Source organism: Novosphingobium profundi, assembly GCF_018491765.1.
GTDB lineage: Bacteria > Pseudomonadota > Alphaproteobacteria > Sphingomonadales > Sphingomonadaceae > Novosphingobium > Novosphingobium profundi.
Genome location: NZ_JABWCU010000021.1, coordinates 22,552 through 47,613 on the forward strand (window position 1 = coordinate 22,552; position 25,062 = coordinate 47,613).

Below are 25,062 nucleotides of genomic sequence, written 5' to 3' on the forward strand. Positions count from 1 at the left end.
CAAACAGCGTTAACAGGAAATTCGCCAATGGGCCTGTAAGGAGACGGGGAATTCTCGGTAGCCCCCATGCAGGTCGATCTCTACACCCTCTACTTCCTTGCCATCGGCACCCTGCTCCTGAGCGCCGCTATGACGCTGTCGGAGCGACACGCCCGTCCGCAGCGCAGCCGCGAGCTGCGCCTGTTCGCCGCCGGTTATGCCACGCTGGCGGCGGGCTGCGTGTTCGCGCTCGCGCGCACCCGGCTGCCCGGCAACTTTGGCGCGCCACTCGCGAACCTGGTGATGATCGGGGGCTATCTCCTCCTGCTCCAGGGCGCGGCGCGGCTGGGCGGACGCGACCGGCGTGCGACCGCGCTCGCCGTCTACGCCCTCGTCGCGGGAGCCTGGATCCTCGCCGGACCGGGCAGGCAGGTCCTGCTATGGAACTACCTGAGCGCGCTCCCGATCGCATTCGTCAGCGCCCTGACCGCCCGGGAAATCGCGTGCAACGCGGCCTTGCGCGGACTGCGCAGCCGGCGCATCGCGCTCGCCTTCGTGCTGGTGCACGCGCTGTTCTACGCGGGCCGGGCCCTTCTCCTGCCGGTGCTGGTCGAGCGCTTCGGGTCTGCGCTGCTTCCCCTTTCCAGCAACCTCACGATGTACGAAGGGGTGCTCTATTCGGTCGGCCTGCCGATGGGTCTGCTCGCCCTGTTGCGCGAGGAGACCCATGGAGAGCTTCTCGCCGGCACGTATAGCGACTATCTCACCAAGCTCGGCAACCGGCGCTGCTTCTTCGAGCAGGGCGAACGCACGATCCGCGCCAATCCGGCCGGTGCCCGCGTCTTCCTGCTCGCCTTCGACCTCGACCATTTCAAGGCGATCAACGACCGCTTCGGCCATGCGACCGGCGATGAGGTGTTGAAGGTGTTCGCGCGCGTTGCTCAGGCGCGGATCGGCGACAGGGCCCTGCTGGCGCGGCTGGGCGGCGAGGAATTCGCCGCGCTCCTGCCCTGCACCGACGAAGTCGAGGCCGCCGCCCTGGCGCAGGACGTGGTCAGCGGGTTCGCCGAGGCGGTGCGCGCGCGCGAGGCCGGTCCCGACTTGGCCGCCACCGTCAGCGTCGGACTTGCCGAGCTGGGCGCGGACGGCGCCGAGCTTGCCGCGCTGCTCTCGGCCGCCGACGCGGCGCTCTACCGGGCCAAATCCGAGGGTCGCAACCGCGTCATGGCCGCCAGCCCCGGCCGCTTGCGCGCCGTGCGCAGCGCCTGAACGTCCCGGTCTACCGCGCGAAAGCGTCGGTCGCGCGCACGAGCGCGTCGAGGATGCCCGGCTCGTTGTAGGCGTGGCCCGCGCCCTCGATCATCTCGAAGCGCGCCTGCGGCCAGGCGCGGTGGAGCGCCCAGGCAGTCTCGGCCGGGCAGGCCATGTCGTAGCGCCCCTGGACGATGACCCCGGGGATCTCGGCCAGACGGTGCGCCTCGCGCAGCAACTGGCCCTCTTCGAGCCAGCCGTTGTGGACGAAATAGTGGTTCTCGATCCGCGCGAAGGCGAGCGCGAAATCGTCGCCATCGTGGGTTGCCGAAAGCGCCGGGTCGGGCAGCAGGCGGATCGTCTCGCCCTCCCACACGCTCCAGGCGCGCGCGGCGGCGAGGCGCGCGGCGTGGTCCTCTCCGGTCAGGATCGCACGGTAGGCCGCCACCAGGTCGCCGCGCGACTCGGGCGGGATCGGCGCGAGGAAGCGCTCCCACTTGTCGGGATAGATGCGGCTGGCGCCGTGCTGGTAGTACCAGTCGATCTCGCTCTTGCGGATGGTGAAGATGCCGCGCAGCACCAGTTCGCTCACCCGGTGCGCATGGGCCTGCGCATAGGCGAGCGCGAGCGTCGATCCCCAGCTCCCGCCGAACACCAGCCAGCGCTCGGCGCCCGTCATCGCGCGCAGGCGCTCGATGTCCTCGACAAGGTGCCAGGTGGTGTTGCCCTCGAGCCGGGCGTGCGGGGTCGAACGCCCGCAGCCGCGCTGGTCGAACAGCAGGACGTCGTAGCGCGCGGGGTCGAACAGGCGGCGATGCTCGGGCGAGATGCCACCGCCCGGCCCGCCGTGGAGGAACACCGCGGGCTTCGCGCCGGGCGTGCCCACCCGCTCCCAGTAGACCTGGTGGCCCTCGCCGACCTCGAGATGGCCACGGGCGTAAGGTTCGATCGGGGGATAGAGCGTGCGCATGGTCGCCTCATAGCCGCTGGCGCGAGCGGGGGCCAGCGCCCCTGCCACGACGCACTAGGCCCCCTCGCTGGCCAGTTCCTCGTCGAGCCAGGCCTCGAAGGCACGGATGATCGGGCGTTCGGCGTGGATCAGCGGGTAGACCAGCGAGTGGAGCGTCTCGCGGATCGCCGCCTCGGGCAGCGGCGTGACCAGCCGCCCCTCGGCGATTTCGCGCTGGGCGAGCCGCGTCGATTCGAGCGCCACCCCCAAACCGTTCGCCGCCGTGGCGATAACCATGAAGCTGCGGTCGAAACGCATCGCGTAGCTTGCGGGCGGGGGGATCCCACAGGCCGCGCACCAGCGCGCCCAGGTCACCCGGTTGCGATCGCCATTGATGATCGGCAGGCCCAGCACGTCCTCGGGACAGGTGACCCGCTTCGCCAGTTCGGGCGTGCACAGCACGGTCACCGTCTCTTCGCCCAGTGGCACCGCCTTGACCGGACCGGCGAGCGGGGGGCCGTTGACGATGTCGGCGTCCACCTCGTCGGCGGCGAAGCGCGAATAGTCGGTGCTCGCGGTGATGCGGATGTCCATGCCCGGATGGCTGGCCAGGAAGCCGGGCAAGCGCGGGGTCAGCCACAATGCGGCGAAGCTGGGCGCGGCGTGAAGGCGCAGGAACCGCGCGCGCCGCGCCGAGACTTCTTCCAGCCCGCGCCGGATTTCGACGAAGCCCTGCGCGACGTGGCCGTAGAGCGCCTCGCCGTCGGCGTTGAGGCGCACCTGCCGCGTGCCCCGGTCGAACAGGCGGGTACCCAGGCTGTTCTCGAGCTTGGTGATGGCGTGGCTGACCGCGCTCGGGGTCAGGCCGAGCTCGTCCGCGGCCATGCGGAACGATCCGTGGCGGGCGGCGGCTTCGAAGACGCTGAGAGGTTGTAACGCGATGGCCATGAGTGAATCTGATTCATGATATAGTGTGAAAGCGTCATTTGTCACCAACGCAATCACACTTGATAGAAGCGGCACGAGATCAGTGAACCTGACGCGCAGAGAGGATCGCCAGCCAAGGCCTGCGGTTTCCCGGCGCGTCGCGAGGAGAGACCATGTCGCTTTCTGCAAGTCCGTCGACGCCGACGGCATCCGACACCAACATGCCGCTCGCCGAGCTTTCGCGCCGCGCCTACCACATCCGTCGCCACGCGCTGAAGATGGGCCAGGTGCAGGGCCAGGGCTACGTCGGCCAGGCGCTCGGCATCGCCGACGTGCTGGCGGTCGCCTATTTCCGCGCGCTGAACCTGCGCCCCGCCGAGCCCGAATGGGAAGGCCGCGACCGTTTCCTGCTCTCGATCGGGCACTACGCCATTGCGCTCTACGCTGCGCTGATCGAGGCCGGGGTGATCCCGCTCGAGGAACTGGAGACTTACGGTTCGGACGACAGCCGCCTGCCGATGTCGGGCATGGCCTCGTACACGCCGGGCATGGAGATTTCGGGTGGCTCGCTCGGCCAGGGCCTGGGCATCGCGGTGGGCATGGGGCTCGGCCTCAAGCGCAAGGGCACCGGGCAGTTCGTCTATAACCTGCTCTCGGACGGCGAGCTGGGCGAAGGCTCGACCTGGGAAGCCGCCGCCTCGGCCGCGCACTGGAAGCTCGACAATCTCATCGCGGTGGTAGACTTCAACAACCAGCAGGCCGATGGCCCCTCCACCCAGGTGCTGGGCATGGGCGACATCGCCGCCAAGTTCGAGGCCTTCGGCTGGCACGCGCAGTTCGTCGACGGAAACGACATGGAGGCGCTCGTCGCCGCCTTCGACACTGCGCGCGAACTCGACGATCCGCGCCCGCGCGTGATCGTCGCCCAGACCCTCATGGGCCAGGGCGTGCCTTTCCTCGAGACCCGCGAGAAGACCCACTTCATCCGCGTCGACGAGGACGAATGGGACAAGGCGATCGAAGTGCTCGACACCGGCTTCGCCGCCGCGGCCGCCTGATCCCTCTTTTACCGGAAAGACACTTTCGCATGTCCGTTGAGACCCCCGCCAAGCCGCGCCTCAAGACTTCGGCGATGATCGCCTCGATCGCCGCCGAGGGCCAGCGCACCATCTCCGCCCCGTTCGGCCACGCGCTCGCCGAGCTGGCCGCGAAGAAGCCCGAGATCGTCGGCATGAGCGCCGACCTTGCCAAGTACACCGACCTGCACATCTTCCGCGAGGCCCATCCCGACCGGTTCTACCAGATGGGCATGGCCGAGCAGTTGCTGATGATGGCGGGCGCCGGCATGGCGCGCGAGGGCTTCCAGCCCTGGCTGACGACGTACGCCGTCTTCGCCACGCGCCGCGCCTACGATTTCCTGTGCCTGGCGATCGCCGAGGAAGGGCTCGACGTGAAGGTCGCCTGCGCGCTGCCCGGCCTCACCACCGGCTACGGCCCGTCGCACCAGGCGAGCGAGGACATCGCGATCCTGCGCGGAATGCCCGAGCTGACCATCGTCGACCCGTGCGACGCCATCGACATCCAGCAGGCGGTGCAGCCGATCTCGGACCACAAGGGCCCGGTCTACATGCGCCTCCTGCGCGGCAAGGTACCCGCCGTGCTCGACGAGTACGACTACACCTTCGAGCTGGGCAAGGCGAAGATGCTGCGCGAGGGCGCAGACGTGCTGTTCATCTCCTCCGGGCTGATGACGATGCGCGCGCTCGAGGCGGCCGACGCGCTGCGCGCCGACAAGGTCGAGGCCGCCGTGCTCCACTGCCCGACGATCAAGCCGCTCGACGAGGCCACGATCCGCGCGGCGGTGGCCGCCAAGCCCGGACGCCTCGTCGTCGTCGCCGAGAACCACTCGGTGATCGGGGGCCTTGGCGAAGCGGTCGCGGCCTCGCTGCTGGGTTCGGGAACGGTGCCCTCGGGCTTCCGCCAGATCGGTCTTCCCGACCGTTTTCTCGACGCCGGGGCACTTCCCACCCTGCACGATCGTTACGGCATCTCGACCGAACAGGTCGTCGCGCGCACTCTCGACTGGCTGGACGCCTGAGCGGCCAGCCTCCCACGGAAACGTCCCGCGCAAGCTCCTCCCGGATCGGCGCGGGGCGTTTCCACCCTCCCCCTTCCGCACGCTGCCGCATTGCCGAATACCCATAAGAACATAAGAGGAGAGATGACTTGAACTTCGCAACCGAGATGCCTCGGGACCTGACCCCAGCCAGCGACGCACGCCGCGAGAAGGTCTATTCCAGGGTCACCTGGCGGCTCATGCCCTTCCTCTTCTTCTGCTTCTTCGCGGCCTACCTCGACCGGGTCAACGTGGGCTTCGCCAAGCTGCAGATGGCCGGCGAACTGGGCCTGAGCGACTATATCTACGGGTTGGGCGCGGGCATCTTCTTCATCGGCTACGCGCTGTTCGAAGTGCCCAGCAACCTCATCATGCACAAAGTCGGCGCGCGCCTGTGGATCGCGCGGATCATGATCACCTGGGGGATCATCTCGGGGCTGTTCGCCTTCGCGCAGACGCCGATGCACTTCTACATCCTGCGCTTCCTGCTCGGCGTCGCCGAGGCCGGTTTCGCGCCGGGCGTGCTGCTATACGTGACCTACTGGTTCCCCTCGGCCCGTCGTTCGCGCGCGATGTCGATCTTCTTCATCGCCATCCCGATCTCGGGCGTGCTGGGCGCGCCGATCTCGGGCTGGATCATGGACGCCTTCCACGGTTCGTCGGGCTGGAGCGGCTGGCGCTGGCTCTTCGTGCTCGAGGCCGTTCCCGCGCTGCTCGCCGGCATCGCCACCTTCTGGCTCCTGCCCAACCGCCCCGCCGACGTCGACTGGCTCTCCGAGGACGACAAGCGGATGATCGCGCAGGACCTCGCGGCCGACAACCAGGCGACCACGCAGCACATGTCGATCCGCCAGTTCCTCGCCGACAAGCGGCTGTGGCTGCTTAGCCTGCTCTATTTCTGCATCGTCATGGGGCAATATGCGATCTCGTTCTGGCTGCCGACCATGGTCGAGGCCGCCGGGGTCACCGATCCGCTCGAGAACGGCCTTGTCACCACCATTCCCTTCGTCTTCGCGGTGGTGCTGATCCTGGTCCTCGCCCGCAGCGCGGACTTGCGCCGCGAGCGCCGCTTCCACCTGATGTTCCCGATGGGCCTGGGCGCGCTGGCGCTCGCGCTCTCCCCGCTCGCCATCGGCAACCTGCCGCTCTCGGTGCTGGTGCTCTCGTTCGCGACGGCGGGCCTGCTTACCTCGACCGCGCAGTTCTGGTCGATCCCGCCCGCGTTCCTGGGCGGCGTCTGGGCCGCGGCGGGGATCGGCGCGATCAACGCCATCGGCAACGTCGCGGGCTTCGCCTCGCCCTTCGTGATCGGCTGGATCGTCGAAGTCACCAAGTCGCTGCCCGCCGGGCTCTACACCATCACCGCGGTCGAACTGATCGGCGTGGCGCTCGTGCTGCTGATCCCCGCCCGCCAGGTCAACCGCTGAAACTCCCGCAGGAAAGAACAACATGAGCAAAGTCGCCTTCATCGGTCTTGGCGCCATGGGCATGCCGATGGCCCTCAACCTCCTCAAGACCGGCCATGCCGTCACCGGTTTCGACTTGCGCACCGAGCCGATGCAGGCGCTGGTCGCGGCCGGGGGATCCTCGACGACCAGCGCGGCGGCCGCCGCCAGCGAGGCCGACGTGCTGATGCTGATGGTGGTCAACGCCGCGCAGGCCCGTGCCGTGCTGTTCGACGGCGGCGCGCTCGAGGCCCTGCCGAGTGGCGGCGTGGTGCTCCTCACCGCCACCTGCCCCCCCATCGAGGTCGCCGCGATCGCCGCCGAAGTCGAGGCCAAGGGACGCCGCTTCGTCGATGCGCCCGTCTCGGGCGGCACGGCGGGCGCGAAGGCGGGCACGCTCTCGATGATGGTCGCCTGCTCCGACGCGCTCTATGCCGAGCTCCTGCCGGTGCTCGAGGGCGTGGGCGGCAAGCTCTTCCATGTCGGCCAGGAGGCGGGACAGGGCGCGGCGATCAAGGTCGTCAACCAGCTCCTGTGCGGCGTCCACATCGCAGCCGCCGCCGAGGCGCTGGCGCTGGCGACGAAAGTCGGCGTCGATCCCGCGCTCGCGCTCGAGATCCTGGGCGGCTCGGCCGCCTCGAGCTGGATGCTCAACGACCGCGGCCCGCGCATGCTCGAGGCCGAACCCGAAGTGACGAGCGCGATCGACATCTTCGTCAAGGACCTCGGCCTCGTGCTCGAAGCCGGCCGGGGCGCCAAGGCCGCTTTGCCGCTCGCGGCAACCGCGCACCAGTTCTTCCTCAGCACCTCCGGGCGCGGCGAGGGCCTGGCCGACGACAGCCAGGTCATCCGCGCCTACCACCTGCTCAACGGAAACTGAGCCGAGCCGAGCAGAGCAGAGCAGAGCCGAGCTGAGCCAAGCCGGGCGGGGCCCCGACCCCGCTTCCATCCCCACACCAGCAGACGAGCGGCCGGACGAACCGGCACGCCGTCCGGCGCGTGCCTCTCGCGAAGGGGGGCGCGCCGGACGGATGGCCCGCTGCGCCCACCCGAGAGGACCTCCGAAAGATGCCCGCAGCCACCCTTCCCCCCGCCACGCCGACGAGCGAGATCGTCACGATGGCCCGCGCCGACCAGACCCATTCGCCCCGCTCCACGCAAGTCCAGCCCGCCCCGGCTGCCCGAGAATCCCTACCGCCCGAGCCCGCTTCGCTCCCCAAGCCTGCGCCCGCCACGACCGATCCGCACCTGCTTGGCGACTGGGCGGGCATCCGCACCGGCCTCGAGGACATCGGCATCACCCCCAAGGTCAGCTACATCGGCTTTGCCGCCGCCAACCTGAACCAGGGCTCGAACAAGACCGCGCGCTACGCCGGGCAGCTCGGCGCCAGCCTCGATTTCGACATGGGCACGATCGCAGGTCTCAAGGGCGGCACCTTCCACGTCGGCGTCACCAACCGCCACGGCCAGAACATCAACGACACCAATGACCTGGGCCTCCTGCAATACCCGCAAGGGGTCTATGGCGCGGGCGAGATCTGGCGCCTTGCGGGGCTGTGGTACCAGCAGGACGTGGGGCCCGCCGAGATCAAGCTGGGCAAGGTCTCGATGGGCGAGGACTTCGGCTCGACCACCTGCCACTTCCAGAGCCTCTACTTCTGCGGCGTCGTGCCCGGCCACACCAGCTTCAACTACTGGTACAACTTCCCCGTCACCACCTGGGGCGGCCGGGTGAAAGTGAAGGACAAGCTGGGCTACACGATGGCCGGCATCTACCAGCGCAACGACAACGTCTTTCCCGACAACAAGGGCTTCTACATGGGCTTTTCGGGCGGCAAGGGCGCCTTCGTCGCGGTCGAGCGCGGCTTCCAGGTCCATCTCGGCGGCGATCCCAAGCGCCCCGGCGTCTACAAGCTGGGCGTCTTCTTCGACACCTCGAAGAGCGACAACCTCGTCTACGACGCCGACGGCGGATTTGCCGAGCTGACCGGCAAGCCGCTTGCCCGCGAACGCGGCCGGGCCAGCATCTACGCGGTTGCCCAGCAGCAGATCCTCGCGCCCGACGCCGACGGGGCCGGCGGGCTCAACGCCTTCTTCAACTACGTGGGCGCGGACCACCGCACCAACAAGCTGGTCAACGTGATCACCGCCGGGGTCACCTATTCGGGCCTCCTTCCCGGGCGCCCGAAGGACGAGATCGGACTGGCCATCGGCCGCTCGCGCGTGAACCGCAACTTGCGCGACCTCGAACTCGCCACCAACGCCGCGCTGGGCGAGGATCTCCAGCCCCAGCGCAATGAATACGCGATCGAGGCGAACTATGCGATCGCGGTCATGCCCGGCCTCAGCCTGCGCCCGAACCTGCAGTGGTACATCAACCCGGGCGGGCGCAGTTCGGCCGACAACGTCCTCGTCGCGGGAACCGGGCTTTTCGCGACCTTCTGAAACCGTCAGCGCCCGGTGGAGACTTTCAGGCCAGAGGTTCGGGCAGGCGGAACAGCGCCGCGTAGCGCAGCGCCAGAGCGCGCTCACCGGTGATCGTAACGCCCGCCTCACGCTCGAGCTCGTCCCAGGCGATCCCGGCGTAGAACCCGGCGGCGAGAGCGGCGGCGCGCGGTGCGCGAAACACGGCGTCCGCCCCCGCCACATCGCCGCGCACGATGGGAAGGCCCTGCGGAGCGGGCGTCGCGACAAAGCAGTCGCCCGCGCTCTCTTCGCCGATCACGAAGCCGATCCGGCCCGTGATTCCAGCGATCCCAGCCAGCCCGGCCGGATCGACCATCGTGCGCATCGAGAGCATGAGCGAGACCGGCGAGAGCGGCAGCGTGGGATCGTGCGCGCGCGAGCGCGCGGCCCAGCGCCCCGCTTCCTGGATGAACGGCTCGGCGGCGTAGCCCCAGGCGGTCAGCTCGTAGACCTGGACCCGCCCCGGTGGCGGCAGGACCCGGCGCACCAGCACCCCGCCCCGCTCGAGCGCCTCGAGCCGTTCGGTCAGGACCTTGGCGCTGATCCCGGGCAGGCTCGCGCGAAGGTCCGAGAAGCGCCGCGCGCCCAGCATGAGCTCGCGCACGACGAGGAGCGACCAGCGTTCGCCGAGCAGTTCCATCGCGAAGGCGGTTCCGCAGGCGTCGTTGTACCAGCGGCCATGTCCGGCGCGCACATCTTTGGTTTCTTTAAGTAACGACATCGTTGCTTTTAGTAACCAGAGATGAGACAAACGGCAAGGGCCGAGTCGCGACATCCCGGCACCCGCACGCATCCGGCCTCGGCCGCGCGCGCACCGGCAGGCCATTCGCGCATCAGGAGAGCCCCAGACGAGGAGAGCTGAGCCATGTACGTGCAAGGATTCGTCGTTCCCGTGCCCGCCGACAACCAGGACGCCTACCGCGAGGTCGCCGAGAAATTCTGGTCGATCGCGCGCGACTATGGCTGCACCGGCCACATCGAGGCCTGGGAGGCCGACGTGAAGGACGGCAAGGTCACCGATTTCCGCAAGGCCGTCGACCTCCAGGATGGCGAGAAGGTCGTCTTCAGCTGGATGACCTGGCCCGACAAGGCCACTGCCGACGCCGCGCACGGCTCCATGATGGCCGACCCGCGCATGGAAACCGAATTCGGCCCGCCCGACGGCAGCGCCATGCCGTTCGACGGCAAGCGCATGATCATCGGCGGCTTCGACGTCATCCTCGACAGGAAGGCCTGAGCCATGGCGACAGAAAACCAGGCCGGCGCGTTCATCTGGTACGAACTGATCTGCGCCGATCCGGCCAGGGCCAAGGCCTTCTACGACGCCGTCGTGGGATGGAACATTGCCCCCGAGGGCGCGGCCATGGCCTCGGGCGCCACCTACCACATGATCGCGCGCGCCGACGGCGGCAACGCGGGCGCTGTGCTCGGCATGTCTCCCGAGATGCGCGAGCACGGGGCAAAGCCGGTCTGGATGGGCTACGTCGGCGTGCCCGACGTCGACGCCGCGCTGGCGCGCTTCGTGGCGGCGGGCGGCGCGGTTCACCTGCCCGCCTTCGACCTGCCGGTCGGGCGCATTGCGATGGTCGCCGATCCCTGGGGCGCCCTCCTCTACCTGATGACGCCGATCCCGCCCGAAGGTAAGCCCGAGGCGCGCAGCGACGTGTGGTCGCCCGATGCGCCGCAGCACGTGCGCTGGAACGAGCTGTGGAGCACCGACCAGGCCGCGGCGCGCGCCTTCTACACCGAGACTTTCGGCTGGGGCCAGAACGGCGCGATGCCGATGGGGCCCGCGGGCGACTACCTTTTCCTCCAGCACGGCGATGACACGATCGGCGCGCTCGGCCAGGCCCGGCCCGAGGGCGAAGGGTCGCGTTGGGAGTATTTCCTGGGCGTCGCGGACATCGAGAGCGCCTGCGCGGCGGTGGAGGCGGGCGGCGGGACACTGCTGGGCACGCCGCAGATGCTCCCGGGCGGCGAATATTGCGTCTATAGCCGCGATCCCGAAGGGGCGAGCTTCGGCCTCGTTGGCCCCCGCGCGGGAGAGCCGGCATGAGCGGGAAGATGACCACCGTCCTGTGGTTCGACGGCGATGCCGAGGAGGCCGCGCGCTTCTATGCGCAGACCTTCCCCGACAGCGCGATGGGCGCGGTGTTCCGCGCGCCCTGTGACTATCCCAGCGGGCGAGCGGGCGATGCGCTCACGGTCGAATTCACGCTGCTGGGCCAAAGCTTCAGCGGGCTCAACGGCGGCGACCTGTTCAAGCCCAACGAAAGCGTGAGCTTCATGGTCGAAACCGAGGACCAGGCCGAGACCGACCGCTACTGGAACGCCATCGTGGCGGGCGGCGGGCAGGAAAGCGCCTGCGGCTGGTGCAAGGACAAGTGGGGCTACAGCTGGCAGATCACCCCGCGCACGCTGCGCGAGGCGCTGGCCGCAGGCGGCGAGGAAGCAACGCGCGCCTTCGCCGCCATGATGGAGATGGGCAAGATCGACGTCGCGCGCATCGATGCGGCGCGCAAGGGGGAGTGAGGCCATGGCGCGCAAGATCACCGGCGCGGCGTTCCTCTCGCTCGACGGCGTGATGCAGGCCCCCGGCGGCCCGACCGAGGACACCCAGGGCGGCTTTGCACAAGGCGGCTGGATGTTCCGGATCTGGGACCCGGGCATCGACGAGACGCTGGGCCACCTGTTCTCGGGCGACTACGATCTCCTCCTCGGCCGGCGCACTTACGACATCTTCGCCGCCTACTGGCCTTATGCCGAAGGCGACAACACGCCGATGGCCGAGGCTTTCGAACGCGCCAACAAATACGTCCTGACCCGCGGCGACGCGCCGCTCGAATGGGCCAACAGCCATGCGCTTGCGAGCATCGACGAGGTGGCCCGGATCAAGGCGCAGGAAGGCGCGGACATCATCGTCCAGGGTTCGAGCACGCTTTACCCCGCCCTCCTTGCCGCAGGGCTCATCGACGAGCTGATCGTGATGACCTTCCCCGTCACGCTCGGCCGGGGCAAGCGGCTGTTCGGCGAGGGCACCCCGGTCCAGCGGCTCGAGATGATCGACCACCGGGTGACCGCCAAGGGCACCGTGATCGCGACCTACACCCCCGGCCACACGCTTCCCCCCTACCCGCCCGAAGGCCCGATCCCGGCGACCAGCGAACGCGAGATGGTCCGCCAGCAGCGCCTGCGCGAGGGCACCTGGTAAGCGCCGGCCCCAAGTCTGACGAGGCTTGACAAGCCGCGCCCCAAGCGCCGATCCTCCCGGGCGCACCCGCGACATCGACGGTGCACGCGGGACATTCGCACCAAAAGCGAAGCCCGCGCTGGAGAGGACAGGAAAGGTTGGCGATGGAAGCAATCCAGACTTTCGCGACATCCACTCTGCCGCAAAGCCAGCGGCTGAGGTACTGGAACGAACTGGCCGAACGGATTTACTCGGGCACCTATGTGAACGCCGACGAGAGCTTCCACGGCCGCATGCAGACCTGGAATCTGGGCGACCTGCACATGATCCGCCCCACCGGCGGCCACTCGCACGTCGGCCGGCGCGAGCGCGGCCACGGGGCGGACAACATCATCCTCCACCTCCAGTCGCGCGGTTCGTGCCGCCACCGCCAGGACGCGGTCGAATGCGTGCTCCAGCCGGGTGACTTCGTGCTCTCGTGCGCCAACCGCGGCTACGAGATGGAGCTGGCCGAGCACGAACTGCTGGTGATCGAGTTTCCCCGCGCGCCGGTGCTCGAACGCTTCACCGGGCTCGACGGCGTGCTCACCCGCAAGATCCACGCCTCGGGCCTCGCCAGCGGCCGCGTCTTCATCGACTACCTCCACTCGATCTGGCGTCAGGGCGGCGCGAGCGCGCAGCCGATGCCCTGCGACCCCTTCTGGTCGAACGGGGTGGCCGACGTCTTCTACGACCTCCTCGCGATGGCCTTGCGCGAATCCGCAGGGCACGAAGGGGGCCTCGTCACCTCGCTCTCGCTGCAACGCCAGCTGCTCGACCACGTCGAGGCCAACCTCGACGATCCCGACTTGCGCACCGGTACGATCGCGGCCGCGCTCTCCACCTCGCCGCGCACGGTGCAGAACGCCTTCGCGGCAATGGGCACCACGCCTTCGGCCTATATCCTCGATGCGCGCCTGCAACGCGCGGCCGACCGCATGACGGCGGACCCCGCCGCCACGATCACCGCCATCGCCTTCGACCTCGGCTTCAACGACAGCGCCTATTTCTCGCGCTGCTTCCGGCGCAAGTTCGCGATGTCGCCGCGCCAGTGGCGCAATTCGGCCTGACGGTGCGCGGGCGCGCTCGAACCAGGCGCCCGCTTGCGCGCCCATCCTGATCAATCTGCGTCCCCGTCCAAGTCATCGCCCCCAAGGCGCGCTAGCCTCCCCTACCATGCCGGAGGTCGATCACAGCCGGCGTGCCAAGAACGAGCGAGGGGACATGGAGCCCCCCGCCGAATGGGGGAATTGCCATGAAACTGCATCGTATTTCGATGGCCGCTCTGGCGTGCGCGCTCGCCTCGCCGTTTCCATCCACCTCCGCGCTCGCCCAGGACGATACGCCCGATACCGCCCCGGACGCCGCCTCAGCCCCCGCGCCGCAGCAGGCGCGCCCGCGCGCCAATCCGGGCGTCATGGAAATCATCGTCACCGCACAGAAGCGCGCCGAAAACGTGCAGGACGTGCCGATCGCGATCAGCGCCTTCGGCTCCGAGGCGCTGCAGGAGCGCGGCGTGGGCGACGTGTCGCAGCTCTCGGGCATCACCCCCAACGTGACGCTCGACGCCTCGACGCCCTTCTCCGGCTCGAGCGCGGTGCTCGGCGCCACCATCCGCGGCATCGGCTCGAACGACTTCGCCTTCAACATCGACCCGGCCGTCGGCGTCTATCTCGACGGGGTGTACCTGGGCCGTTCGGTGGGCGCCAACCAGGACCTGCTCGACGTCGAGCGCATCGAAGTCCTGAAAGGCCCGCAAGGCACGCTGTTCGGGCGCAACACGATCGGCGGCGCGATCTCGATCGTCACGCAGACGCCCGGCCACGACTTCCGCGTCAAGGGCGACGTCACCACCGGCAGCTACCGCCGCTTCCAGGTGCGCGGCCTCGTCGACATCCCGATCAGCGAGGCGCTGACCTCCTCGCTCGCCTTCGGCGTGCTCAAGCGCGAGGGCTACCAGCGCCGCGTGCCCTATCCGGGCGACACCGGCGCCAACGATCCCTTCACCGCCTTTCCCGCCGCGGGCTACAAGATCAACGGCGATCGGCAGGGCGGCGACGACAACTGGAACGTGCGCGGCAAGCTGGTGTGGGACGATGGCGGCCCCTTGCGCGCCACGGTGACCGCCGACTTCACCAACATCGATGCCGAGGCGACGCCCAACGTGGTGCTGGCGGTCACACCCTATTCGGGCGCCTTCGCGGGGCTTGCCGAAAACAACGCGCCGGGCACCGCGCTCGACGTGACGACGGGCAATTCGGGCTTCCTCTTCGCCGGGCTCTACAACTTCTGCATCGGCGCCACCGCCAGCGAGATCGCCGCGCGCAACGCGCAGAACCTGTGCGGGCCGCGCAACAGCGTGAACGGCTACAATACGCTTGCCGGCCTCGCCAGCCGCAACGTCGACGCCGATCCCACCAACGACCTCCTGCCCTACGACGATCGCTGGGTGACCACCAACATCGACGAGACGTACGCGACGGGCAACAATTTCTCGCGCCTCAAGCAGTCGGGCCTCGCGCTCGACCTGCAGTACGACCTTGCCGACACGGTGACGGTGAAGTCGATCACCGCCTACCGCAAGGTGGACTTCTCGGCGGGCATGGACCTCGACAATTCGCCTCTGCCGATCCTGCACACCTCGATCGTGGTCGACCAGCACCAGTTCAGCCAGGAGCTGCAGGCGACCGGCTCGGCGCTTGACGACAGCCTGCACTTTGCCGTGGGCGCCTACTACTTCAACGAGGCGGGCGACTTGCACGACTACGTGACCTTCTCCGCCGGGCTGCTCCAGGTCGATGGCCCCGGCCGGGTGGAGACCGACGCCTATGCCGGCTACGGCCAGGTCGACTGGCGCCTCAGCGATCTCATCGGCTTTACCTTCGGCGCACGCTACACCACCGAGAAGAAGCACTACTACGGCGCGCAGGCCGACGTGAACGGCTTCAACTACAAGCTGTTCAACTGCACCCCGCCGTCCGCCGCCTGCGCCGAAGCGCTCGGCTTCCCGATCCCCGACGAACCCTTCCGCTACTACCCCGAGGACCCGAGCGCGCAGGACTTCGACAATTTCTCGTTCAAGGCCGGGGTCGACCTGCACCCCACCGACGACGTGATGGTCTACGGTTCCTTCGCGCAAGGCTACAAGACCGGCGGATGGACCACGCGTCTCTCCAATCCCCTGCTCGAGGCGCCGACCTTCAACGAAGAGAAGGCGGAGACCTGGGAAATCGGCGTCAAGTCGACGCTGTTCGACCGCATGCTCCAGCTCAACGCCGCCGCCTTCACCACGCGCTACGAGGGCATCCAGCTCAATTTCCAGCAGGCGCTCTCCCCGGTGGTGCAGAACGCGGGCACGGCACGGATCAAGGGCTTCGAGATCGAGGCCATTGCCGCCCCCGTGCAGATGCTGACGGTGACCGGCTCGGTCGGCTATCTCGACGCCTACTACACCGAGGTTTTGGCGCAGGCGCAGGTCGCGCCGAGCGCGCTGCAGGCCGGCGTCTACAAGGGCGCGGACCTGCCCAAGACCCCGCACTGGAAGTTCAACGTCTCACCCCGCCTCGAAGTGCCGCTCGGCAAGGGCACGCTCGTCGCGCTGGCCGACTGGACCCACACCACCTCGATGCGCAACGACACCGAAGGCACCTACATGCTTGCGCGCCCGATCGTCGACACCATCAACGCCAGCGTCACCTACACCCCGCCCGGCAAACAGTGGAACCTGACCGTGGGCGGCACCAACCTCACCGACCAGCGCTACCTCGTCACCGGCCAGGCGCAGATCGCGGGCGGGCAGATCTACGGCACCTACAACCGCCCGGCCGAATGGTACGCGCGCCTCGGCTTCGAGTTCTGAGGCGATGACGGGCACGCACATGAGCCAGGTCGCACCGCCGCGCGAATGCCTGGGCTACGGCCAGCCAGTGGGCGGCGTGGTACAGACCGCCTTCGTGGTCGAGGACCTTGCCGCCGCGATCGAACGCCAGATCGCCGATTGCGGCGCGGGGCCCTTCTTCCGCCTCGACCACTTCCTGCGCCCGGGGCAGGTCTATCGCGGAGCACCAAGCCGTGCGGACATCGCCCTCGCGATGGGCTTTGCCGGGCACATGCTGATCGAGCTGATCCAGCCGCTCGACGAGCACCCTTCGGTCTACCGCGAGGCGATCGCGCGGCGCGGCTACGGCTTCCACCACTTCGGCGTCGGCGCGCGCGACGTGGACGAGGCCGCCCGGGCCTACCGGGCGCGCGGTTTCGTCGAAGCCTTCCGCGCCGAAGTGCCGACCGGGGGCGAAGTGATCTATCTCGACGGCGGCAACGGCGCGCAGGACGGCTTCATTGAACTGATCCCGGTGAGCGCGGGGATGGACGCGCACTTCACCGCGATGTGGCGCGCCTCGCTGGACTGGGACGGGCGCGACCAGGTGAGGCCGTTCCTGTGAGCGGCGCCCATACCCCGGCGCTGGAACGCGCGCCCTCGCCCGCCTCGGCGGGCCACGCACGCGAGGCGGCGCGGCGAAGCGCAGGCTACCAGACCTGGCTGGTGCTGCTGCTCAGCCTCAACTTCGGCATCCTCTTCTTCGACCGCAACGCGCTCAACTTCCTGATGCCCTTCGTCCAGCCCGACCTCGGCCTCAGCAACACGCAAGTCGGCGTGCTCTCCTCCGCGCTCTCGCTGACCTGGGCGATCTCGGGCTTCGTGGTCGGGCGCATCTCCGACCGGCTCGGCTCGCGCAAGCCCGTGCTGGTGGTGGCGACGCTGGGCTTCTGCGCCTGTTCGTTCGTCTCGGGCGTGGCGCACAGCTTCCTCATGCTCCTGGGCGCACGCCTGCTGATGGGCGCGGCCGAGGGCGGAGTCATGCCGATCAGCCACGCCATGGTGGTGAGCGAAGTCGCCCCCAAACAGCGCGGCATGGCGATGGGGGCGGCGCAGAACCTGGGCTCGAACCTGCTCGGCTCGGCGCTTGCCCCGCTGGTGCTGGTGCCGATCGCGCTGGCGCTGGGCTGGCGCACGGGGTTCTACATGGCCGCTCTTCCCGGCATCGTCTCGGCCGCGCTGATCTGGTTCACCTTGCGCGAACCCCCACGCGCAATCCACGAACCCCAGGGCACCTCCCCCTCCGCGCCGCCAGCACCCGGCCCGATGCCCACGCTCGGCGAGGCGCTGCGCCACCGCAATGTCGTGCTCTGCGCGCTGATCGCGATCCTGCTGGTCTCCTATCTGGTGATCTGCTGGGCCTTCATGCCGCTCTACCTCACGCAGGCGCGCGGGCTCACGCCCGGCGCGATGAGCGGCCTGATGGCGACGCTGGGCGTCTCGGCCGGGCTCGGCAGTTTCCTCGTGCCCGCGATTTCCGATGCGATCGGCCGCCGCCCGACTTTCGTCGCCACCGCGCTTGCCGGCCTGATGCTGCCGCTCGGCGCGCTCTATTTCGAGGGGCCCCTGCCCGTGTTGGGGGCGCTGTTCTTCTTTGGATGGAGCCTCAACGGCATCTTCCCGCTGTTCATGGCGACCGTCCCCGCCGAAAGCGTCGATCCGCGCCTGACCGCCACCTTGACCGGGGTGGTGATGGGGACCGGCGAGATTCTCGGCGGTGTCTTCGGCCCCCTGCTGGCGGGCGCGGCGGCGGATGGCTTCGGGCTGGCGGCCCCCTTGTGGATCATGGCCGCGCTCGCACTTGGCGCCTGCCTGCTCGCGCTCGGCCTGATCGAGACCGCGCCGCGCATCGTCGCGAGCCGAACGCGCGCGAAGGCCTAGGCTCCGGGCGCGATCAGCACCTTGCACTGCCCGTGGCCGCGCGTCTTGAGGCTTTCGAAGACCTCGGGTGTCGCGCCCAGCGCAATCGTCTCGCTCACCAGCGCGCGCGGTTCGAGCGCGCCGCGCGCCAGCGCGTCGAGCGCGGCTTCGTATTCGGGACGGGTGAAGAAGGCGCTCGTCACCAGCCGCACTTCCTTCGACAGCATCGCGAAGGAGTTGAAGGTGTCGGGCCGGGTGCACAGCCCGAGGAGCAGGATCGTGCCGCGTGCGCGCACCTGCTCGACGGCCTGCGCGATGAGGCCGGGCAGCCCGACGCATTCGAAGACGATGTCGGCCTTGCCGCCGAGCGCCCGCTCGGCGCTGCCGACCGGGTCCTGCGGCTCGACCACGAAGGCGCTGGCGCCCATCTGCCGTGCGCGGTCGCGCTGGTCGGGAAAGATGTCCTGCACCACCACCGCCGCCGCGCCGTGCCGCCGGGCCCAGAACGCCACCGCAAGGCCGATCGGCCCTGCGCCGAGGACGAGCACCCGGTCCCCCGCCTTCAATCCGCTCATCGCCACGCCGTGGAGCGCGACCGCGAGCGGCTCGATGATCGCGCCGTCGGCCAGCGAGACATCGCCGGGCAGCACCACGCACTGGTTGACCCGTGCCCGCGCGTACTGCGCATAGCCCCCGCCCTGAAGGCTGAACTGCGCGCACCAGGCCACTTCGCCGCGCCGGCAGGCCTCGCAGTTCCCGCAGCTCTTCAAGGGCACGACCGAGACGAGATCGCCGCTCTTCAGCCCCGCGACCTCGCGCCCGAGCGCGACCACCTCGCCCGCGAATTCATGCCCCAGGACGTCGCCCTTGCGGCAGCCATAAGCCGCGTCCTCGGTCATGTGCAGGTCCGAACCGCAGATCCCGCAGCGCGCGACGCGCACCACGACCTCGCCCGCCTCGGGCACGGGATCGGCGAGATCCTCCAGCGCAAGCGGCTGGTGGAGGCCCTGGAAGGTGACGGCTTTCATCGATCTACGTCCTCGTTGCGGGGCTCACAGGCCGGTCAGCGGCTTGACCGGGCCCAGCTGCATGCCCCCGTCGATGACGACGTGCGAGCCGGTCATGTAGCTGCCCGCATCCGAGGCGAGCAGCAGCGCGAGCGGCTTGATCTGCCAGGTCTCGGCTACCGAGCCGGTCGGCACCAGCTTGTCCCAGGCCTTGCGCGCCGCGGGGTCCTTCTTCAGCCAGCCGCCGCCGATGTTGGTGACGAAGGGGCCGGGCGCGATGGCGTTGACGCGGATGCCGAAGGCGGCCAGCTCGAAGGCGGCGTGGCGCATGAAGTGCATGACCCCGGCCTTGGCGGGCATGTAGGGCACGCCGACGATCGCCTCGTTGACCACCGCCGCATTCGAGGAGGTGCACACGATCGCTCCGCCGCGCCGCCCGGTCGCGGCCTCGTTGCGCTTCATCACCCGCGCCGCCTCGCGCAAGGTGTGGAACTGGCCGGTGAGGTTGACCGCGATTGAGCGTTCCCAGGCGGCCGGGTCGTAGACGTCGAGCTGGCCCTGGGGGTTGCGCGTCTCGGCCGGGGTCCAGAAGCCGTTGCCCGCATCGTAGCCCGCGTTCGAGAAGGCGATGTCGCAGCCGCCGTAGGCCGCGACGTGCCCGTCGAAGGCGGCCGCCACTTCGGCAAGGTCGGCGACGTCGGCCCGCGCAGCGCGCGCGACGAAGCCTTCGGCGCGCAGCCGCGCCGCCTCGCGCTCGGCCGCCTCGCCATCGAAGTCGGTGAGGGTGACATGGGCCCCCGCCTCGCAGAGCACTTCGGCATAGGCGAGGCCAAGGCCCGAAGCGGCCCCGGTGACGAGGCCCGAACGGCCGGAAATATCGAACTGGTCGAGAGTCTTCATCACACCACCGGAAGTACGGGACTGGCGCTCATCGCCGAGCGGGCGAGCAGCTGGTCGAGCGGGGTCTCGCCGGGGCGCGCGATGTGCCCCTTCTTTTCGCCCGCGATGAGGCGCGCCAGCACCTGCCGCGCGCGTCCGCCCGAGACGTCGGCGGGAATCGCGACCGGGCGCAGCGTCTCGATGTCGCGCGTGCCGAGCGCGGCCTGCTGGGCCTCAATCATCGGCTTGTCCTGCACCGCGAAGGCATAGTCGATCGAGGCCTGCCAGAAGGCATCGACTTCGGGATCGTCGATCGCGTGGTTGCGCACCACGCTCCAGCGGTAGAGCGTGCGCCGCGCGTCCACCGGGGTCAGGTGGTGCCCGGTGAAGACCCAGTAACCCTCCTCGCGCGGGCGACCGACGGGGGCGAGCCCGACGTCGAGCAGCAAGTGCCCGGGCGCGTCCCAGCGCATGTAGAGCCAGTGGTCGACCTTCTGATCGGGATCCATCCCCATGCGCTCGAGCAGCTGGCGCCAGACCGGGGGCACCTCGCCATCGGGGCACCAGCGGTTGGCCCAGACGCTCGAACCCTCGACCATCGTCTCCAGCTTCGAAATGGTGATCGCCTCGCTCGAAAGCGTGCCCTCATGAAGGAAGTCGGCGTGGGTGAGGTCGAGCAGGTTGTCGGTGATGAGCTCATAGTTCGCGGCGGTGTCCATCACCCCACGCACGGTGCGAAAGCCGCGCGCGGTGTAGCAGCCGAAATCGGGGATCAGCGCCGCGTCGGCGCACGCCGGATCGCCGGTCCAGATCCACAGCAGGGGGCCGCGCTCGACGAGCGGGTAGGCGGGCACCTTCATCGCCGGGGAGATCACCCCGCCGTGGTGCGGGTTGAGCACGCAGGCCCCGCCCGCGCCGAACACCATGCCGTGGTACATGCACTGCACGTCATCGCCCCGCCGCCGCCCGCGGTGGAGCGGGGCAAAGCGGTGCGGGCACAAGTCGCCGATCGCGACCGCCTGCCCGTCACCCTTGCGGTAGAGCAGCACGGGCAGCTCGCAAATCGTGCGGGCGACGAGGTCCTCGCCCGTCACCTCGTCGGCCCAGGCGGCAACGTACCAGGCGTTCTTCAGGTAGCCCCGGCCCTCGCTTGCGGGCGGCGCGTTTCGGCTTGCCACGTGCATCACTCTCCCTCCTCTTGCGGCGCGCCCCGCACCTTGCGGCGGGTCGTCGCGCCCTGGTTCACCGGCTCACAGATAGAGCTGGGGATTGGGCGTCAGCCCGTTCTCGCGGCAGTAGGTCTCGTAGTGGTTCATGAACCACCACACGTCGAGCGTCTCGACGTGGTTGCCTTGGGCATCGTAGAACTCGTTCGCGCCCTGCATCCAGAACAGCGCCTTCATCCCCTGCGGATCGTCGGTAACGAGCGTGTGCGCGGTGCCCGGCGTCTCGGTGATGAAGTCGCCCGGACGGCACACCCAGTCGTACTCGAGATAGCGGAACGAGCCCTCGAGCCCCACCGCCCAGACGGGCCCCCGGTGCTTGTGCGTGCCGATCACGCCCGGCCCCTTGATCCACAGCACGTTGCAATAGACGTTCTGGCGCACGTCGAAGGCAAGGTGGCGGATCGCGGCGTTGTCGCCGAAGGGCACCCAGGGGCTCTCCGCCTCGGACGAACCGACATAAGTCCCTTCGACCCCCTTGCGCCCGATCAGCTCGCCGTAGAGCTCGGGAACCCTGACGATCGCGTAGGCGCTCGAGGGCGGTGCGGTCATCGTGGCCATGGCGCGTCCCCCTTTCAGATGTAGAGCTTGGGATTGATCGGGATGCCGTGCTCGCGGCAATGCGTCTCGTAGTGGTTGATGAACCACCAGACGTCGGCGGTGTCGACGAAATTGGCGTTCTCGTCGTAGAACTCGATCGGGCCCTGCATCCAGCCGAACAGCTTGACGCCCTCGGGGTGGTCGGTGACCAGCGTATGGCTCTCGCCGGGCACTTCGAGGATGAGCCCGCCCGGGCTCGCCACCCAGTCGTATTCCAGGTACTTCACCGAGCCTTCGAGGCAGACCATCATGATCGTGCCGCGGTGCAGGTGCGTGCCCACCACCCCCGGGCGCTTGATCCACAGGATGTTCGAGAAGATGCCGGTGCGCACGTCGAAGGCCAGGTGCTTGATCGCGGCGTCCTCGCCGAAAGGCACCCAGGGGCTGTCGACGTCGCTCTGCGCGTCGATGTAGCGCCCGCCGGGGCTCAGCCGCTCGACCAGCGCGCGGTGGGCGAAGGGAACATCGACGATCTCCGCCTTGGTCGACGGGGGGGCGGTCATCACTGTGGTCATGGCTGGATCCTCTCAGGGCCTGGTGCGGCGCGTTTGTTTCCGGCGTTTCCGGCCTGCCGGTCGGGCAGGCCGCGCCGCGGTTCGTGCTCTTGTCGCAGGCCCGACCATAGCCACCGGCCCTTCGCGCGACTTGCATTGCCGCGAAAGGGGACAAGGACGATCACGCACGAACCGATTGCAGGTCCCTCTTGCAAAGATACCCGGACGCTTCCGCAAAACGGCTTCGCGGCGAAACAATGCTGTTCAAAGGAGTGAATGCACGTTCGAAGATTCGGGTACGGCAGGGTCGCAAGGACCGAACGAACCGGTGATCTTCCACCCGCCAGAACGGCCTGAAATCAATCGATCATCCCTTAAAGACAGGAAATTCGGGATGTTTGTTCGAACAAAATGCAAACGTTCACAAACGGATTGACAACAAGACGCCCCAACGTCAGTCTGTTCGCATATTCGAACAGCGGGACATATATATGAACGGCGAGATCAAATCGGCGGCCCGCGTGCTGGACATGCTGGAGATGTTCTCGACCCGTTGCGGCGGCCTCACCCTGACCGAGGTGGCGCGCGGTCTCGATCTTCCCAAGAGCAGCGCGCTGGGTCTGCTGCGCACGCTGCACAACCGCGGCTATCTCGTGCGCGAGGACGAGGACGACACCTACCGCCTCAACGACATCGTGCGCCGCGACGGTTTCGCGCGCCATGGCCGCATCCTGCGCGTGGCGCCCCCGATCATGAAGGAACTGGCCTTTGCCTCGGGCGAAACCGTCCTGCTCGCCATGCCCGACGCGCCCGGCCAGGTCCGGCTGATCGCCAAGGAGGTCTCGCCCTCGGACATCCGCTTCGACATCGAGCTGCCGCGCAAGGTGCCCGCCTACTGCACCGCGCTGGGGCGGATCATGATGACCCGCTTCGACCCCGCCGCGCTCGAGGGCGCGCTCGACGCCGCCCCGCGCGCCGCGCTTACCCCCGCGACGCTGGTCGACCGCTCGGCCGTGCTCGCCGCGGTCGACGCGGCGCGCGCGACGGGCTTCGCGGTCGTTTCGGATGAATTCGCGATCGGCGGCACCGGGCTTGCCGCGGTCATTCCGCTGGGACCGGGGCAGCCGCTCGCGGCGCTGGGGCTGGGCTGCATCACGCAGCGCTACCACCAGGATCCCGGCCGCCTCCAGGCCCTGCTCGGCGAAGCGGTCAACGACATCGCCGAGAAAATGGTCGTCTACGGCAACAGCTAAGTTGAAAATACGTAACAGGGAAAAGCAATGAAAATCCCTTTCCTGCGCAGCCACCGGGTCGCACTTCCGGTATTTGCCGCGAGCCTCGCCGTCGCTCTGGTCCCAACTCTGACGTCGACGGCGATCGCCTCGGCCCCCGATACCGGGGCCGGGGCCCCCATTCCCCTCAACGACCGCCACGAGTGGATCGCGCCCGGCACGCCGGTGACCGCCGACCCGCGCCGCGTACCGGTCAAGCCCCGGCCCGCCGCCGGCAAGCAGACCGTGCTCGTGGGCGGCACGCTGTTCGATGCCCGCAAGGCAAGCCTGCGCCCTGCCACCGTGGTGATCGAGGATGACCACGTCGCCGCCGTGCTCGCCCCCGGCGCGCACGACTGGGAGGCCGACGCGACGGTGATCGACGTGACCGGCAAGACCGTCATGCCCGGTCTCATCGACATGCACACGCACATCGCCTACCCCGACGGCGATACGCCGATCGACGAGCAGGCCGATGCCTCGGCCAGCACGCTGCGCGGCGTGCGCAACATGCGCTGGTTCATCGCGTCCGGCATCACTTCGGTGCGCGATCTCAACGGCCCGGGCAACACCACCTACATGCTCGCCGAAGCGAGCCAGGACGACACGATCGCGGGCCCGCGCGTGTTCACCGCCGGGCACCTCATCACCGGCACCGGCGGCCACGCCACCGAGCGCCCGTTCCGCCCCAGCCACGGCCCCGACTACGCCTGGGAGGCCGACGGCGCCGAGCAGTGGCGCGAAGCCGTGCGCCGCACCTTCAAGCTGGGCGCCAGCGTGATCAAGGTGGGCAGCCACTTCGCCCCCGACGAGATCAAGGCCGCGGTCGACGAGGCGCACCGTCTCGGCCTCAAGGTCACCTGCCACTGCGAGACGATGTACATTCCCATGGCGGTCGACGCCGGGATCGACATGATCGAGCATCCCCTGCCGCGCACCGACGCGACGATCGCCGACATGGCCCGGCACCACACCGCCAGCATCCCCACGCTCCAGGTCTACCAGAACGTGCTCGACCGCAACGGGGGCTACTACGGCACCACCTCGGGCCGCTTCAACCTCACCTCGCAGGGCATCTTCGACGTGTTCAAGCGGCAGAAGGCAGCGGGCATCGTGATGGGCGTGGGCACCGACACCATCGGCGATGCCAACAAGATGATCCCCAACGTCTACATCGCCGAGCTCAAGTGGTTCGTGAAGGGCGGCTACACGATCCCGCAGGCGCTCCAGGCGGCGACCTGGACCAACGCCCAGCTGCTCGACATGGCCGACCGCCTCGGCACCATCGAGCCGGGCAAGCTGGCCGACGTGATCGTCATCGACGGCAACCCCGCCGCAGACCTCGACGCGCTGCGCAAGGTCTCGCTCGTGTTCAAGGGCGGGCATCTCGAGGCCGAGGACGGGGCGGTGATCTGGGCCGTGCGCGAACCCAAACCGCTGCTCAAGCCCTCGCCGCCTGCCGACGTGAACTGACGCCGTGAACTGACGC

At 68.8% G+C, this 25,062-nt stretch carries 24 protein-coding genes; 16 read left to right on the forward strand and 8 right to left on the reverse strand.

Annotated features, from left to right (window positions below; all coding sequences use genetic code 11):
- The first annotated feature begins 66 nt into the window (after positions 1–66).
- Positions 67–1,248, forward strand: a complete 1,182-nt coding sequence (locus HT136_RS21370) for a GGDEF domain-containing protein (protein ID WP_214201889.1) — start codon at positions 67–69, stop codon at positions 1,246–1,248.
- 10 nt (positions 1,249–1,258) lie between these two features.
- On the opposite strand, the gene pip is transcribed toward HT136_RS21370, so the two are convergent.
- Positions 1,259–2,200 carry a prolyl aminopeptidase gene (gene pip / locus HT136_RS21375; protein WP_214201890.1) on the reverse strand — a complete coding sequence of 314 codons (942 nt, stop codon included), beginning with the start codon at positions 2,198–2,200 and terminating at the stop codon, positions 1,259–1,261.
- 54 nt (positions 2,201–2,254) lie between these two features.
- The gene (locus tag HT136_RS21380) at positions 2,255–3,127 is read right to left on the reverse strand and encodes a LysR substrate-binding domain-containing protein (RefSeq protein ID WP_214201891.1); all 873 of its coding nucleotides are present in this window, start codon (positions 3,125–3,127) and stop codon (positions 2,255–2,257) included.
- A gap of 152 nt (positions 3,128–3,279) precedes the next feature.
- Here HT136_RS21380 and HT136_RS21385 point away from each other — a divergent pair, with 152 nt between their 5' ends.
- From HT136_RS21385 to HT136_RS21405, 5 genes are all read left to right on the forward strand, one after another.
- Complete coding sequence (locus HT136_RS21385) at positions 3,280–4,164, forward strand: transketolase (RefSeq protein WP_214201892.1); 885 nt, start codon at positions 3,280–3,282, stop codon at positions 4,162–4,164.
- A 29-nt stretch (positions 4,165–4,193) separates the two neighbouring features.
- Positions 4,194–5,204, forward strand: coding sequence for a transketolase family protein (locus tag HT136_RS21390; RefSeq protein WP_214201893.1), 1,011 nt, complete (start codon positions 4,194–4,196; stop codon positions 5,202–5,204).
- A 128-nt stretch (positions 5,205–5,332) separates the two neighbouring features.
- Positions 5,333–6,649, forward strand: coding sequence for an MFS transporter (locus tag HT136_RS21395; RefSeq protein ID WP_214201894.1), 1,317 nt, complete (start codon positions 5,333–5,335; stop codon positions 6,647–6,649).
- A 22-nt stretch (positions 6,650–6,671) separates the two neighbouring features.
- The gene (locus tag HT136_RS21400) at positions 6,672–7,547 is read left to right on the forward strand and encodes an NAD(P)-dependent oxidoreductase (RefSeq protein WP_214201895.1); all 876 of its coding nucleotides are present in this window, start codon (positions 6,672–6,674) and stop codon (positions 7,545–7,547) included.
- A 188-nt stretch (positions 7,548–7,735) separates the two neighbouring features.
- Entirely contained in the window at positions 7,736–9,112 is a 1,377-nt protein-coding gene (locus tag HT136_RS21405; RefSeq protein WP_214201896.1) for a carbohydrate porin, read from the forward strand.
- 25 nt (positions 9,113–9,137) lie between these two features.
- Here the strand turns inward: HT136_RS21405 and HT136_RS21410 are convergent, their stop codons facing one another.
- Positions 9,138–9,827, reverse strand: coding sequence for a winged helix-turn-helix transcriptional regulator (locus tag HT136_RS21410; protein ID WP_343222273.1), 690 nt, complete (start codon positions 9,825–9,827; stop codon positions 9,138–9,140).
- 171 nt (positions 9,828–9,998) lie between these two features.
- On the opposite strand from HT136_RS21410, the gene HT136_RS21415 reads away from it, so the two are divergent.
- The 8 genes from HT136_RS21415 (at position 9,999) to HT136_RS21450 (ending at position 18,120) form a co-directional block, all read left to right on the forward strand.
- A complete protein-coding gene (locus HT136_RS21415) occupies positions 9,999–10,370 on the forward strand; it encodes a DUF1428 domain-containing protein (protein WP_214201897.1) in 372 nt (123 codons plus the stop codon).
- Between the two features lie 3 nt (positions 10,371–10,373).
- A complete protein-coding gene (locus tag HT136_RS21420) occupies positions 10,374–11,189 on the forward strand; it encodes a VOC family protein (RefSeq protein ID WP_214201898.1) in 816 nt (271 codons plus the stop codon).
- Positions 11,186–11,665 carry a VOC family protein gene (locus HT136_RS21425; protein WP_214201899.1) on the forward strand — a complete coding sequence of 160 codons (480 nt, stop codon included), beginning with the start codon at positions 11,186–11,188 and terminating at the stop codon, positions 11,663–11,665. The genes HT136_RS21420 and HT136_RS21425 overlap by 4 nt, the downstream gene beginning before the upstream one ends.
- 4 nt (positions 11,666–11,669) lie before the next feature.
- Positions 11,670–12,344 (forward strand): dihydrofolate reductase family protein, encoded by a 675-nt coding sequence (locus HT136_RS21430; protein WP_214201900.1) that lies wholly within the window; start codon positions 11,670–11,672, stop codon positions 12,342–12,344.
- A 143-nt stretch (positions 12,345–12,487) separates the two neighbouring features.
- Positions 12,488–13,432 carry a helix-turn-helix domain-containing protein gene (locus HT136_RS21435; protein ID WP_214201901.1) on the forward strand — a complete coding sequence of 315 codons (945 nt, stop codon included), beginning with the start codon at positions 12,488–12,490 and terminating at the stop codon, positions 13,430–13,432.
- Between the two features lie 185 nt (positions 13,433–13,617).
- Positions 13,618–16,221 carry a TonB-dependent receptor gene (locus tag HT136_RS21440; protein WP_214201902.1) on the forward strand — a complete coding sequence of 868 codons (2,604 nt, stop codon included), beginning with the start codon at positions 13,618–13,620 and terminating at the stop codon, positions 16,219–16,221.
- A gap of 19 nt (positions 16,222–16,240) precedes the next feature.
- Entirely contained in the window at positions 16,241–16,804 is a 564-nt protein-coding gene (locus tag HT136_RS21445; protein ID WP_214201903.1) for a VOC family protein, read from the forward strand.
- A complete protein-coding gene (locus HT136_RS21450; RefSeq protein WP_343222274.1) occupies positions 16,801–18,120 on the forward strand; it encodes an MFS transporter in 1,320 nt (439 codons plus the stop codon). Before HT136_RS21445 ends, HT136_RS21450 begins: the two co-directional genes overlap by 4 nt.
- Here the strand turns inward: HT136_RS21450 and HT136_RS21455 are convergent.
- The 5 genes from HT136_RS21455 to HT136_RS21475 all read right to left on the reverse strand — a co-directional run bounded on the left by HT136_RS21455 (position 18,117) and on the right by HT136_RS21475 (position 22,323).
- Positions 18,117–19,127, reverse strand: coding sequence for an alcohol dehydrogenase catalytic domain-containing protein (locus HT136_RS21455; protein ID WP_214201904.1), 1,011 nt, complete (start codon positions 19,125–19,127; stop codon positions 18,117–18,119). The genes HT136_RS21450 and HT136_RS21455 overlap by 4 nt on opposite strands.
- Positions 19,128–19,151: 24 nt before the next feature.
- Positions 19,152–20,006, reverse strand: coding sequence for an SDR family NAD(P)-dependent oxidoreductase (locus tag HT136_RS21460; protein WP_214201905.1), 855 nt, complete (start codon positions 20,004–20,006; stop codon positions 19,152–19,154).
- Positions 20,006–21,163 (reverse strand): Rieske 2Fe-2S domain-containing protein, encoded by a 1,158-nt coding sequence (locus HT136_RS21465; RefSeq protein WP_214201906.1) that lies wholly within the window; start codon positions 21,161–21,163, stop codon positions 20,006–20,008. The genes HT136_RS21460 and HT136_RS21465 overlap by 1 nt, the downstream gene beginning before the upstream one ends.
- Positions 21,164–21,235: 72 nt before the next feature.
- A complete protein-coding gene (locus tag HT136_RS21470) occupies positions 21,236–21,769 on the reverse strand; it encodes a 2,4'-dihydroxyacetophenone dioxygenase family protein (protein ID WP_214201907.1) in 534 nt (177 codons plus the stop codon).
- A gap of 14 nt (positions 21,770–21,783) precedes the next feature.
- A complete protein-coding gene (locus HT136_RS21475) occupies positions 21,784–22,323 on the reverse strand; it encodes a 2,4'-dihydroxyacetophenone dioxygenase family protein (RefSeq protein WP_214201908.1) in 540 nt (179 codons plus the stop codon).
- A 470-nt stretch (positions 22,324–22,793) separates the two neighbouring features.
- On the opposite strand from HT136_RS21475, the gene HT136_RS21480 reads away from it, so the two are divergent.
- Positions 22,794–23,555, forward strand: a complete 762-nt coding sequence (locus HT136_RS21480) for an IclR family transcriptional regulator (protein WP_214201909.1) — start codon at positions 22,794–22,796, stop codon at positions 23,553–23,555.
- 27 nt (positions 23,556–23,582) lie between these two features.
- Entirely contained in the window at positions 23,583–25,046 is a 1,464-nt protein-coding gene (locus HT136_RS21485) for an amidohydrolase family protein (protein ID WP_214201910.1), read from the forward strand.
- Positions 25,047–25,062: the final 16 nt, after the last annotated feature.